This is a genomic window from Kistimonas ophiarachnellae, from assembly GCF_057552235.1.
Genome location: NZ_BAAJPA010000008.1, coordinates 130,219 through 143,881, shown reverse-complemented (window position 1 = coordinate 143,881; position 13,663 = coordinate 130,219). Strand labels below are relative to the sequence as shown.

Genomic DNA, 13,663 nt, shown 5'->3' with positions numbered 1-13,663 from the left:
GCGGCGTATCATACCTGCAATCCAGACATTGTCAAAGCCGTATCATTCCCCACGCCTTGCTTCTCCCCGGGCTACTGGCACACCCCTTCCCGGATCGCCCCCGTTAACCAGCCGCCAGTAAATGCCCGCTCCTGCGGAGGCCCGCGACAAGCTTCCGTATCGCGAGCGCCGACTCAGACCTCGTGATGGACAACAGCCCACCGCCAACCTATCCGCACCCAGGATGCCGGGGGAACTACTACAACATCAAACGGTCAGATGTAACGTGAGAAAGATGACGCCTACAGCCCCATAAATCAGTGAGTAAGAAACGGCATCCTTAATGCTACAGACAGATACAAGACAGTCAGGATACGAGGAAAACATGCTAAGTCAGAATGAAACAACGGTCACTCCCCCCCCACCGCCCTCCAAATCCATCCAGGGTGAAGCGCATACCACAGATTCATGGTCAGGGCGAAAAGCCGCCGCCTTCACGGCCACACGGCCACACCCCCTTATCATCAGGAATTCACCCTCTGTCAGTCTTTCTGAATATGACATTATCTCTCTGGATGATTATCAGGATATTCCAGGTACGCCCGATACGGACAAAATGTCTGTCCAGAAAGGAGAGGCCTCCATACCGCCATCAGAAGCCAGTGATTATGCTGACTGGGACATCATCTCTGAAGCAGAACCACTGCAACTGCTCTTCGTAGACCAACACTCCCGCATTGAATTCAAAGACAAAAACAATAATCGAGCTGACAAGAACCAACTCGCATTGCCTTTCACCGTCATTCAGTGCATATCACCCAATAACGAAATCTGTGTTGCCGAACTGTTGAATACCGTCCCGGACAGGATTCTTGAAATCAATGGCTGGTCCCCAAAGGATATCAACAGCCTGGAAGTACGCGCTAAATCACACCCCCTATCTGAGCAGGCAAAAACAAAGCTGGGCTGTAATGAAGCGCTCGAAGTAACAGGGCGTTATTTCGGCGAAGGGAAACATGGCATTGTCAAGCATGCCAAGCTCTACTCCCACTCAGGAAAAGCAAAATGGTGTGTCGCAAAAAAAATAACTGACTTTGTTACAGCTAAAGTCTCCCAGGAGATCGCCCTTCAGAACCAATCCAACGTAGCGCCGAAAGTATTAGCGTCTTCACAAACGAGAAATAAAAGTGGAAAACCTCAATTTATAATATTCATGGAAAAATGCATCGGACCGGATGGCTCTAAATATCTAGCACAAAATAAACGTTCAATGACAACGGAGCAAAAGATAACATTAGCAACAAACCTGATTGAAAAAATTAAATGCATGCATGGCAATAACGTCTATCACCGCGACCTAAAATGGGAAAATACAGCAATTGACCCTAAGAATCTAAACGTACAGATTCTTGACTTTGGATTTGCCACCACAAAAAACCCATCTTCTACGCATTGCCTTCCTAAAGGTCCGGCATATTTACCGCCTAAATTCATTTTGGGTGAAAATCAAAAAAAAACTACTGCCGACTCTGAAAAGGTGGATACCTATTCACTGGGAATCATGCTTGCTCAGCTGTTCAGCGGCGAAAGAATCGACATCAAATACCCCACCGACTGGAAGAAGGCAGATCATGAAAATACAAAGGATAGAATGAGTCACATTAAGGATTTTATGGATTCATGTGAAATTCAGTGTCCTTCCGACCTTTGCGAATTAATTAGAAAAATGCTGGATATTGATGAAACTAACACACCGACCACCGAATATATTCTGAACAATCTTGACGAGATTCAAGAAGATTACAACCAGCTACTACTCCATTGCTATCAACCGTATCCATCTAACGCCTAAGACACAAACAAAATTAGACTTTCGCTCCAATATAGCCATAAAAAAAGCAGCCTTTTATGGCTGCTTTTTTTCAGAGTAATGACGTTAATTAGCGAAACATGGCACTGATAGATTCAGCATTGCTGATACGACGCACCGATTCGGCAACCAGCGGAGACATATCCAGCTGACGGATACGATCCACCGCACGGGCAGCCGGGGTCAGCGGGATGGTGTTGGTCACAACCAGCTCATCGAGCTCGGAGTTGGCAACGTTTTCCAGTGCACGGCCAGACAGCACCGGGTGAGTCGCATAGGCGAACACCTTGTTGGCACCCTTTTCTTTCAGGGCAATGGTAGCCTGGCACAGGGTTCCGGCAGTATCGACCATATCGTCAACCAGAATACAGGTACGGCCATTCACATCACCGATGATGTTCATGACTTCTGCCTTGTTGGCTTCCGGACGACGTTTGTCGATGATCGCCAGCTCGGCGTTCAGACGCTTGGCCACCGCACGAGCACGGACAACACCGCCATGATCAGGAGAGACAATAACCATGTTATCGAGATTTCTACGCTCGATATCATCCAGCAGGACCGGAGAACCGTAGATGTTATCAACCGGAATATCGAAGAATCCCTGGATCTGGTCGGCATGCAGATCTACCGTCAGCACACGGTCAACACCCACGCTGGCGATCATATCGGCAACAACTTTGGCGCTGATAGCTACACGGGTTGAACGGGGACGACGATCCTGGCGGGCATAACCGAAATAGGGAATAACAGCAGTAACACGGGCAGCAGAGGAACGGCGCATGGCGTCGGCCATGACCAGAAGTTCCATCAGGTTATCATTGGTCGGTGCACAGGTGGACTGGATGATGAAGACATCCTTGCCGCGCACATTTTCCTGGATTTCAACAGAGACTTCTCCGTCACTGAAACGTCCGACACTGGCCTTGCCCAGTGGGATATGCAGGTGATCGACGACCTTCTGAACGAGTTCCGGGTTAGAATTACCGGCGAACACCATCATCTTCGACACAGTAGCACCTTGAGTCTCTTTGCAGTTTGGAAAGCGTTATCAAGTACGCGGGTACAGTTGATGCCTATTTCTTGAAAGTCTGGCTGGGGTGGCAGGATTCGAACCTACGCATGACGGGATCAAAACCCGTTGCCTTACCGCTTGGCGACACCCCAGTTACGGTCATCATTTTATAATCTACCCGGCTCCCTGCCAGCGTTGCGATTATCCCCGATGGCCGGATCTTTCGCAATATCATCAGCCTTCAGGGCTCGCTCACTGAGTCACCGTTTGAAGGCGGCGCTACTCTACAAAGTGACACAAAAACTGTCAAACACGGAATATGCATACTTTACGTGGGATTTACGCTAAGTCGGCAGCTGCCAGCGTCGAATCAGGAGCGTGACTTTAATATCACCTTTCTGCAATTTAAGTCGTCCCGGCAGCGCATAACCGGACGTGATTCCAAACCGGTCAAACGCAATGGTCCATCCAGCTTGATTCAGCGACTGAAGCCGATTCATAGCATTGAGCTGCAAATCTGCATATTCACCCGGCGCCGGCACGCCTTTGACCCAATATTGCAGCAAACGAAACGGTATCACCCAGCCTGTCTGCCGATAGACCAGCTCCTCCAGCGAGGAACCCATAAGAACGCCTTCGTCAGGCACGTTCATGACCACCTGACCAGGCTTGCCCTGAATACTGGCGAGACTTTGTCCAAAGGGCCCCGTTAAATAAACAGTGTAATTCCCTCCATGCTCTGCCCATTCCAGCGTCGCGCTGCCCGCTTCTGACGCGGTTCTGACCCCCAGTTTTCCTGACAACTGCCATTGGTTCAGTGTTTCCATCACATCAACATGCTGCTGCCAGGATCGCTGCTCCGCCATCGGAGATAATGGTGCACGCCCTGCACATCCCGCTAAAACCAGCAGCACCATAACACCGGCTAAATGCCGAACCGCACCCGACAGACCACTCATTGATAGAACACCTTTAAAGAAACAGGCCCGAACCGGATGGAACGGGCCCGATAGACATCGGACTATTACGCAGGCCAGGGAAGTTTATTGCCGCCCCTGCAATCGTTCCATGGTCTCCTTGAGAATCTCACTGTCTGGCTGCCGTTCCAGCGCCTGCTCCCAGACACTCGCCGCCTCCTTACGACTGCCCTTGACCCACAACACTTCACCCAGATGCGCAGCCACCTCCGCATCCGGCATTTTTTCATAGGCCGCGCGCAGGTAACGGATCGCTTTTTCAAAATCCTGCTGTCGATAAGCCACCCAACCCATACTGTCGATGATGGCCGGATCATCAGGCTTCAATTCATAGGCCTTGGAGACCAGCTCTTCCGCCTCATCAAACCGTTCGGTGCGATCCGCCAGGGTATAACCCAGTGCATTCAATGCCGCAGCATTCTCTGCATCAATCGCCAGAATGCCGCGCAAGTCTTTCTCCAGCAGTGCCAGGTCGCTCATTTTTTCCGCCAGCATTGCACGGGCATACAGAAGGTTAATATTCTCGGGATAGGTTTTGATCGCCTTATTCAACACCTCAGCGGCTTGCTCATAAGCCCGCTGCTCAATCAGAACATCACCTTCCATCAGGTAAAACTGCGGCACAAACGCCGGATAGAGCTCACGGGCAGCCCGCAAGTCTTTCACCGCCTGGGGCCACTTTTCCTGATCCGCCAGCATTTGCGCCAGTGCGGCATAGGCCGGAATCAGCTGTTTTCCTACGCCAACGTTCAGATAGTGCTGACGCGCCAGTTGCCAGTCATCCTGCTGTTGCGCCAACCGCCCCAGGTAGAATTCAGCGATATTTTTGTGGCTATTAAATACAGACAGACGCTCAAAATAACCCACCGCCTCTTCCGGCATAGTATTTTCAAACGTGATTAATCCCAGTGACAGCAGGATATCCGGATCATCAGGGGACTGAATCAGAAGGATCTCAAACTGCTCCTGGGCTTGATCCAGCCGCTGCGCATGCACCAATACCCGCCCATATAGAAGACGAAGGCGCGTGTTATCCGGTGCGTCTTCCACATAGTCCGCCAGGAAACGGCGAGCTTTATCCGGCCGATCCATAGCCATCAACACCCGCCCCTTGAGCATGACGGCCTTGAGGTTATCCTCGCGCTTCAAAATACGCTCACACAACTTGATGGCTTCGGGATTGCGACCGTTGTATTGCAGCAAAATGGCCTTACCCAACAACACCTGACTGTTGTCCGGATAACGCTTGAGGGCCTGATCAAAGGTCGCGATCAGCATGTCGCGCTCTTCCTGTCCCTGGTCGGCGGCACTGACGGCAACAAATTCGAAACTGGCATCACCCGCCATTTCCAGCACCCGCAGCATTTCGTCGGCAGCGGCCTGGTATTCACCGGCACGAGCCAGTTCGATGGCACGCGCCTGTATCGCGGCAGGGTTTTCTGCATCAACACTCGCCCACAACTCGGCCGCATCTCTGGAAGCCTGACGTGCACCAATATAGGCAGCAATCTGATAAGCGCGAGCTGCCAGACCAGGATCACCGGTCTTATGCGCCTGCTGCAGGTAATTCCCCAGCGCCAGGTCAAACCGCTGATTATGCCCGGCCACTTCGGCCACCAGCAGATCGTAAAGGGTATCCGGTTCAAATGAGGCGACAGGCTCGCTGCTTTCCTCAACAGCTGCCGGTTCTGCTTCCGCACCAGTGGATGACATTGAGGACAACTGGGCACAACCGGCAAAGGCTACCGTCGCCAGAAGTAGCGGAAGATAACGCAGGCGGGATCTGATCTTTAACAACGTGATATTCTTCTTTCCGGGAAACCGAGCCTGGTGCAATAATGACACAAGCGCCGTGACAAACCCATCCCGACCCAAACACAAGATTTGCAGTTGACGTATATCCATAGGAAAATTCTGCTTTTCTCCATGCCTCCCTGTGAGGCTGTCACTCCCGGTGTGAATCGGTTATACGACGATTGGAAAGGTGACAATCAGGGCTCAGTAACTTTAATACTAGCCTGAGTTACCGGAGAAGAGGGTGGCAATACCCGAAGTTTGCAGCAAAGCGAAAAATGCCATCCTGCAGACTAGGATGAAACGCTACCACCGTGAAGCTTTAGGCAGCTTGATGAGTAGAGACAAGAACAAGGTACCTGACGATTTATATGGGATTCCTGGCAGTCGGCATCAATCATCAGACAGCACCCGTCAGCCTGAGGGAACAGATTGCGTTCTCGCCAGAGCAGCTGATTCCGGCCCTGCAGAATGTCATGCAGCTGGCGTCGGTCAGTGAGGTCGCGATTCTGTCGACCTGCAACCGCACAGAGCTGTACTGCTTCGGGGATGTCTGTCCTGAACAGTTATACCAGTGGCTGTCTGACTTTCACCAGGTCAACAGCCATGCACTGGCACAGTACGCCTATGCCCACGCTGACGAGGCGGCCATCCGGCACATCATGCGCGTGGCCTGCGGACTGGATTCTTTGGTACTGGGTGAACCTCAGATACTGGGGCAGATGAAATCTGCCTACGCCGTCGCCCGGGAAGCCGGCGCGACAGGCGCCCACCTGAGCCGACTGTTCCAGAGCACCTTCACCACAGCCAAACAGGTACGCACACACACCGCGATCGGCGAAAACCCGGTATCCGTGGCTTATGCCGCCGTCAACCTGTCGCGCCAGATTTTTGCCGACCTGTCCGAGAATACCGCCCTGCTGATCGGCGCCGGGGAAACCATTGAACTGGTGGCCCGTCACCTGAAAGAACAGGGCATTGGCAATATCATTGTCGCCAACCGCACACTGGAGCGCGCCCTTCGACTGGCGGAAAGCATCAACGGTCATGCTATTTTGCTGTCTGATATTCCGGAAGAGTTACACAAGGCGGACATCGTCATTGCCTCCACCGCCAGCCAGCTGCCCATTCTGGGCAAAGGCGCGGTCGAACGAGCACTGAAAAAACGCCGTCATGCACCGATCTTCATGGTGGATATCGCCGTGCCCCGGGACATTGAGCCAGAAGTCGGCGACCTGGCTGATGTCTACCTTTACACGGTGGACGACCTGCGCGACGTAGTGGAAGACAACCTGCGCAGTCGCCAGGAAGCGGCACAGGCCGCAGAAGAGATCATTGCCACCGGATGCGACGCCTTCCTGAAACGCACCCGCGCCATGGATGTGGTGGATATTCTCAAGTCCTACCGGGAAAAGGCAGAACGCATCCGCGACCATGAGATCAACAAGGCGCTCCGCCTGATCCAAAGCGGTCGCCCTGCCGACCAGGTTCTGGCCCTGCTGGCCCGAGGCCTGACCAACAAACTGATTCACACGCCCTGCGTCCAGCTGCGCAAGGCCGGCAGCGAAGGGGATACCGCCTCCATCGCCTTAGCCAGGGAGTTTTTCGATCTGCAGATTGCCGACACCCTGGAACCTACCCCTATCAAGCCTGCGCCACTACACTCACGCCAGGCGACTGTACGGGCCGTCGACCCAACACCGTTGAGTGACGTTCGCCCTTCCAAGGTAAAGAAAACACTGAAATGAAAGCTTCTATCAGTACCAAGCTTGACAACCTGCAAGACCGCTTTGAAGAACTGGGTGCGCTGCTCAGCGACCCGGAGACGATTGCCGACCAGAATCGTTTCCGCAATTTCTCCAAGGAGTATGCCGAACTGGAACCGGTCGTAAAATGCTACCGTGAATACCGCCAGGTTCAGGACGACCTGGAAGAAGCCCGCAGCATGCTGTCCGACGCGGACCCGGACCTGCGCGCCATGGCGGAAGAAGAGATTGAATCCGCCCAGAGTCGCATTGATATTCTGGGCCAGGAACTGCAGATCCTGTTGCTTCCCAAGGATCCGGATGACGCCAACAACGTTTTCCTGGAAATCCGCGCAGGCACAGGTGGCGATGAAGCCGCTATTTTTGCCGGCGACCTGTTCCGGATGTATTCCCGCTATGCCGAGCGCCAGCGCTGGAAAATCGAGATTCTCAGCGAAAATCCCGGCGAACATGGCGGCTATAAAGAAATTATCACCCGGGTTGTTGGTCAGGATGTCTATGCCCAACTCAAATTCGAGTCCGGCGCCCATCGGGTTCAGCGGGTACCTGCAACCGAATCCCAGGGCCGGATTCATACCTCTGCCTGCACCGTCGCCATCATGCCGGAGCCTGATGAGCAGGAAGAAATTAATATCCGCAAGGAAGACCTGCGGATCGATACCTATCGTTCTTCTGGCGCGGGTGGCCAGCACGTCAACACTACCGATTCCGCTATCCGGATCACCCACCTGCCCACCGGCATCGTGGTGGAGTGCCAGGACGAACGTTCCCAGCATAAAAACAAGGCTCGTGCCCTTTCACTGCTGAACGCCCGACTGAAAAACGCCCAGCAGGAAGCCCATGCCAAAGAGATGGCTGACCAGCGGAAAAGCCTGGTTGGCAGCGGCGACCGCTCAGAACGCATTCGCACCTACAACTATCCACAGGGACGGGTGACTGATCACCGCATCAACCTGACACTCTATAAACTGCCGGAAATCATTGAAGGTGACCTGGCCCCGGTGATCGAACCACTGCGCCAGGAGCACCAGGCCGAACTGCTGGCTTCCCTGGCAGGCGAGAATTAATGCAGGTCAGGGATATTCTACAGCGCGCCAGCGAATTAACGTCACTGAGCAGTACACCGCCCTTGGATGTTGAGTTACTGCTCTGTCATGTTCTCGAAAAACCACGCAGCTGGCTGTTTACATGGCCGGAATATGAGTTAACGGAAGATCAACTGACTGCCGTGACACAATTAATTGATCAACGTCTGACTGGTCACCCTGTCGCACATCTGATCGGCACCCGCGATTTCTGGAACCTGACACTGAAAGTCAGTCCCGATACGCTCATCCCCCGTCCCGATACAGAGCTTTTGGTCGAGCAGGCACTTGCTTGTCTCGACCCGTCGCCTCACAAAGTGGCTGACCTCGGCACAGGTACCGGCGCCATTGCCCTGGCACTGGCCGCAGAACGCCCCAACTGGCAGGTTTCGGGCACCGACCGGATTGAAGCGGCTGTCGAACTCGCCCGGCACAATGCTGCGATGAATGCACTGAGTCATGTACATTTCTACACCGGTTCATGGTGCGACGCATTACCTGATAACGATTACGATCTCATCGTCAGCAACCCACCCTATATCCGTTCAGATGATCCTCATTTGAGCCAGGGTGACGTACGCTTTGAACCCGGCTCAGCGCTGGTTTCAGGCATCGACGGATTAGACGACATTCGAATCATTGCAACACAGGCATTGCAACACCTGAAGCCCGGTGGCTGGCTACTGCTGGAACATGGCTATGACCAGGGTGCTGATGTCAGAAACATCCTGAACCAGCAGCACTATACCGAGATAGAAACCCTTCGTGATCTTGCCGGACATGAACGCATTACCCGGGGACGACGCTTTGACTGAAACACTCAGTGACCAGCAACTGTTGCGCTACAGCCGCCAGATCATGCTGCCGGAACTCGATATCGCCGGTCAGGAAAAACTGCTGAACAGCCGGGTATTGGTGATAGGCGCCGGTGGTCTCGGCTGTCCGGTGGCTATGTACCTCTCTGCCGCTGGTGTCGGCACACTCGTGATTGTGGATCACGATGACGTGGATGAGAGCAATCTCCAGCGCCAGATTGCCCACACGACACGTGACCTTGGTAAACCCAAGGTCTTTTCAGTCACTGAATCGCTGCATGCGCTGAATCCTGATACGCGCGTGATGGCTATTGCCCGAAAACTCAATGAACCCGAATTACTGGAAGAAGCCGGCGCCGCCGATGTCGTGGTGGATTGCACTGACAACTTTCAGACACGCCACGCCATCAACGAGGCCTGTATCAGAACGGGGACACCCCTGGTTTCTGGCGCGGCCATTGGCTTCAGCGGACAGGTTGCTGTTTTTGGCCTTAGTGATGGTCCCTGCTATCACTGCCTGTATCCTGACACGGATGACCATCAACAGACTTGCAGTGAATCCGGTATTTTGTCCCCCGTAACCGGTGTGATTGGCTCCATTCAGGCGACAGAAACCCTCAAACTCCTGACGAATACCGGACAGTCGCTATCTGGACGACTCATGTTATTTGATGCCCTGAGCATGACCTGGCAGACACTGAGCCTGTCACGCAATGCCAGCTGCACAGTCTGTGGTACTGCCAGATAGTCACTTAATTCAAAGACACTTTTGCCAGAACAAGGACGTTAGGCTATATCTGAATGGCATTTCAGACCGTCGCGGTGCCGTTCGATGCAGGAAGATTACCCCCGCAATTTTACCGGCTATGGCGGACAACCGCCGAAGGTCCAATGGCCCAATAACAGCCGTATCGCCATCAGTTTTGTACTCAATTACGAAGAAGGCGCAGAAGCCTGTCGCCTGGACGGGGATCCCTCTTCCGAATATTTTTTAACGGACATTCCCGGTACTCGCCCCCTGTCATCTGCCAGACACTTCAATGGTGAGTCTATTTTTGCCTATGGTGCCACCAGTGGAGCCTGGCGATTACTCAACCTGTTTGATGACTTCTCTCTGCCAGTTACCGTATTCGCCTGCGGCATGGCTCTTGAACGCAATCTGCCCCTGGCACAGAAACTGGCCGAATCCGACCATGAGATTGCAGGACACGGTTATCGCTGGATTGATTACCGGGTGATCCCGATAGCCATTGAAAAAAGCCATATCCGTAAGACATTGGAAATCATTGAAAACCTGACCCATAAGCAGGTCGTAGGCTGGTACACCGGTCGGCAGAGTGAAAACACCCGTCGACTGGTGCAGGAGATGGGATTGCTATACGACTCCGACGCTTATAACGATGATCTGCCTTACTATATTGATGTCGCCGGCCAGGCCCACCTTGTAGTGCCCTACAGTTTGGTGACCAATGATTTTCGCTATTCAACAACGCCCGGCTGGAACAGTCCGGATGACTGCCTGCTAAACCTGCGAGCGGCCTTTGACTGCCTCTACCGTGAGGGCGAAGAAACCCCGAAAATGCTTTCTATAGGACTGCATGGACGCCTGTCCGGCCAACCTGGTCGGACAGAAGCACTCCGTCGTTTTCTGGATTATGCCCTGAGCCATGAGGATGTCTGGGTTTGTCGCCGTATGGATATTGCACGGCACTGGCTTGCACACCATCCCAGCCATCATGACCAGGATTCAGGTGTCAGTGCACAAATGGCACAGACCAACGAACCTGATCTCTCCATCACCGAATAAGCGAACAGAACCCACTTTACCGGTTTCCAAAGACAGGACACCCTCCTGATGCCTATAATGCCCATCGGTTATCAGAAGCCTCCAAACGGCAAACCGACAGAAGAACACGCTATCCGCCATCTTTGGCCCGGATCCTGCGTATAAGTACTATTCAGGAATTACAAAAGTTGAAAGATTCCAATATAGTTCACTTTTTTTATCAACTTTAGGGGCGTTCGTGTCATTATACATGGCACGGCTATTACTGGAGGCTGCATGGTCGAAGCCATTCGCCGATTTTTAAAGCACGAAACATCCGTTGGCATTCTGTTAATCGTGGCCGCCACGCTGGCGATGATTGCGGCGAATACACCGCTGAATGTCTATTACGACCTGCTGCTGTCCGTCCCGATTACCGTGGCAGTTGGCTCACTCGCCATTGCCAAACCCATCCTGCTGTGGATCAACGATGGTCTGATGGCATTGTTTTTCCTGCTGATCGGCCTTGAGGTCAAACGTGAATTTCTGGTCGGCGAGCTCTCCAGTCGCTCACAGGTCATACTCCCTGCCATGGCCGCTCTGGGTGGCATGGTGGTACCTGCGCTCTGCTATGCAGCACTGAATTATGATGACCCCATCGGCATCAAGGGCTGGGCGATTCCTGCCGCCACAGACATTGCTTTCTCCCTGGGCGTTCTGGCCCTGCTGGGTAAGCGCGTACCACCATCACTGAAAATTTTCCTGTTGGCACTGGCCATCATTGATGACCTTGGCGCCATCATTATCATCGCATTGTTCTACACCACGGACCTGGCCATCGAGTCCATTGTCCTGGCGTCTATCTGTTTAACGCTGTTGATTGCCTTCAACCGCTTCGGGGTATCCAAACTTGGGCCCTATATCGTTGTCGGTGTCATCATGTGGGCCTGTGTACTGAAGTCCGGTGTCCACGCCACTCTGGCGGGTGTTGCCCTGGCATTCACTATTCCAATCCAGACCCGTAACGAATACGGTCGTTCCCTGCTGATTGACCTTGAGCACAAACTTCATGGCAGTGTGAATTACTGGATACTGCCTATCTTTGCCTTTGCCAACGCCGGTGTCGGGCTGAGTATTTCCCAGTTCCAAAGCCTGCTAAACCCCAGCCCCCTGGGCGTTATCATTGGCCTGTTTATCGGTAAGCAGCTGGGAGTATTTGGATTTACCTGGTTGACCATCAAGGCCGGCATTGCCAAATTGCCGACAGGGACCTCCTGGTCGCATATCTATGGCATGTCGATCCTGTGTGGTATCGGTTTCACCATGAGTCTGTTTATTGGTACGCTGGCCTTTGAAGAAACCGGTCCTGAATATTTGATCGCCGACCGTGTGGGCATCCTGGTGGGTTCGTTCCTTTCTGCCATAGTGGGCTATATCGTCCTGCGTTACTTCACGCCCAAGCCCGCCAACTATTAATGCCAATCCCTGCCTGAAACTGGCTCTGCCAGTTTCAGGCAACACAATGGCTGTCTCAATCCAGCCGACGCCTTATAATCCCCACCAACAATAAACTGTCTTCGGAGAGAAGCATGCAAGGCCGCGCGGTATTACTGGTCAACCTGGGGTCACCCGACTCCCCTGAAGTCAGCGATGTCAGGCGTTATCTCAACGAATTCCTGATGGACAAATATGTTATCGATCTGCCCTGGCCCCTGCGTCGTCTGATTGTCAGCGCCTTTGTATTACCGAGCCGCCCCAAACAGTCTGCCGAGGCCTACCAGTCAGTCTGGTTACCAGAAGGCTCTCCCCTGAAAGTCATCAGTGAAAACGTCAGGGAAAAACTGCAGGCGCAAACCGATATTCCGGTCCGGCTGGCGATGCGTTATGGCTCTCCCTCTATTGAGCAAGAGTTGTTAGCGTTGGCTAGTCAGGAAGACGTTAAAGAAATCCTTCTTTTGCCCATGTATCCGCACTATGCCATGTCCACCGTAAAGACATGCATCGAAGAAGTGCAGCGGATCATGCAAAAACATGGCATTCGCAAGACATTAAACATCCACCCGGTTTTCTATAATCACCCGGATTATATTCATGCCCTGGTGGAAAGCGCTCGTCCCTGGCTGGAACAGGATTATGACCATCTACTGTTCAGCTATCACGGCGTACCGGAACGGCATATCCGCAAGGATGACACCACCGGCAATCACTGCCTGACCCCAGACTGCTGCCAGAAACCTTCAGAAGCCCACGCAACCTGTTACCGCCATCAGCTGTATCAGACAACCGCCGAGTTTGTGCGAGCTGCCGGTATTCCTGACAACCGCTACTCCGTTGCCTTTCAATCACGGCTGGGCAAAGCCAAATGGCTGCAACCCTATACCGACAAGACCATTGAGCAACTGGCCCGTCAGGGCGTGAAACGCCTGCTGGTGATGTGTCCGGCCTTTACGGCAGATTGCCTGGAAACGCTGGAGGAGATCGCCATGCAGGGACAGGAAATCTTCGAGGCTGCCGGTGGCGAGACATTGACGCTGATTCCCTGCCTGAACGACCATCCGGTCTGGATCAGTACGCTCAAGCAGTGGATTGACGAGTAA

Annotated in this window: 11 protein-coding genes and 1 tRNA gene; 8 read left to right on the top strand and 4 right to left on the bottom strand. The window is 53.2% G+C overall.

Annotation, left to right across the window (positions count from 1 at the left end; translation table 11 throughout):
* Positions 1-364 precede the first annotated feature (364 nt).
* Positions 365-1,831, top strand: a complete 1,467-nt coding sequence (locus AC27K1_RS11850) for a protein kinase domain-containing protein (RefSeq protein ID WP_487150800.1) — start codon at positions 365-367, stop codon at positions 1,829-1,831.
* A gap of 88 nt (positions 1,832-1,919) precedes the next feature.
* Here the strand turns inward: AC27K1_RS11850 and AC27K1_RS11845 are convergent, their stop codons facing one another.
* The 4 genes from AC27K1_RS11845 to AC27K1_RS11830 all read right to left on the bottom strand — a co-directional run bounded on the left by AC27K1_RS11845 (position 1,920) and on the right by AC27K1_RS11830 (position 5,638).
* Positions 1,920-2,861 carry a ribose-phosphate pyrophosphokinase gene (locus tag AC27K1_RS11845; protein ID WP_395184381.1) on the bottom strand — a complete coding sequence of 314 codons (942 nt, stop codon included), beginning with the start codon at positions 2,859-2,861 and terminating at the stop codon, positions 1,920-1,922.
* Between the two features lie 80 nt (positions 2,862-2,941).
* Positions 2,942-3,016 (bottom strand) — tRNA-Gln (locus tag AC27K1_RS11840).
* 192 nt (positions 3,017-3,208) lie between these two features.
* Positions 3,209-3,823: a lipoprotein insertase outer membrane protein LolB gene (lolB, locus tag AC27K1_RS11835; protein ID WP_487150798.1), complete on the bottom strand. Its 615-nt coding sequence runs from the start codon at positions 3,821-3,823 to the stop codon at positions 3,209-3,211.
* Positions 3,824-3,907: 84 nt separating this feature from the next.
* Positions 3,908-5,638 carry a tetratricopeptide repeat protein gene (locus AC27K1_RS11830; protein ID WP_487150797.1) on the bottom strand — a complete coding sequence of 577 codons (1,731 nt, stop codon included), beginning with the start codon at positions 5,636-5,638 and terminating at the stop codon, positions 3,908-3,910.
* A gap of 368 nt (positions 5,639-6,006) precedes the next feature.
* Between AC27K1_RS11830 and hemA the strand changes: the two genes are divergently transcribed.
* The 7 genes from hemA to hemH all read left to right on the top strand — a co-directional run bounded on the left by hemA (position 6,007) and on the right by hemH (position 13,663).
* Positions 6,007-7,383 (top strand): glutamyl-tRNA reductase, encoded by a 1,377-nt coding sequence (hemA, locus tag AC27K1_RS11825; protein WP_487150795.1) that lies wholly within the window; start codon positions 6,007-6,009, stop codon positions 7,381-7,383.
* Positions 7,380-8,468: a peptide chain release factor 1 gene (gene prfA, locus AC27K1_RS11820; RefSeq protein ID WP_487150794.1), complete on the top strand. Its 1,089-nt coding sequence runs from the start codon at positions 7,380-7,382 to the stop codon at positions 8,466-8,468. Before hemA ends, prfA begins: the two co-directional genes overlap by 4 nt.
* On the top strand, positions 8,468-9,301 hold the full coding sequence (gene prmC, locus AC27K1_RS11815; RefSeq protein WP_487150792.1) for a peptide chain release factor N(5)-glutamine methyltransferase: 834 nt from the start codon (positions 8,468-8,470) through the stop codon (positions 9,299-9,301). The genes prfA and prmC overlap by 1 nt, the downstream gene beginning before the upstream one ends.
* Entirely contained in the window at positions 9,267-10,049 is a 783-nt protein-coding gene (locus AC27K1_RS11810) for a HesA/MoeB/ThiF family protein (RefSeq protein WP_487150791.1), read from the top strand. The genes prmC and AC27K1_RS11810 overlap by 35 nt, the downstream gene beginning before the upstream one ends.
* A gap of 84 nt (positions 10,050-10,133) precedes the next feature.
* On the top strand, positions 10,134-11,108 hold the full coding sequence (locus AC27K1_RS11805) for a polysaccharide deacetylase family protein (RefSeq protein ID WP_487150790.1): 975 nt from the start codon (positions 10,134-10,136) through the stop codon (positions 11,106-11,108).
* A gap of 255 nt (positions 11,109-11,363) precedes the next feature.
* The gene (gene nhaA, locus AC27K1_RS11800) at positions 11,364-12,542 is read left to right on the top strand and encodes a Na+/H+ antiporter NhaA (protein WP_487150789.1); all 1,179 of its coding nucleotides are present in this window, start codon (positions 11,364-11,366) and stop codon (positions 12,540-12,542) included.
* Between the two features lie 113 nt (positions 12,543-12,655).
* Entirely contained in the window at positions 12,656-13,663 is a 1,008-nt protein-coding gene (gene hemH, locus AC27K1_RS11795) for a ferrochelatase (RefSeq protein ID WP_487150787.1), read from the top strand.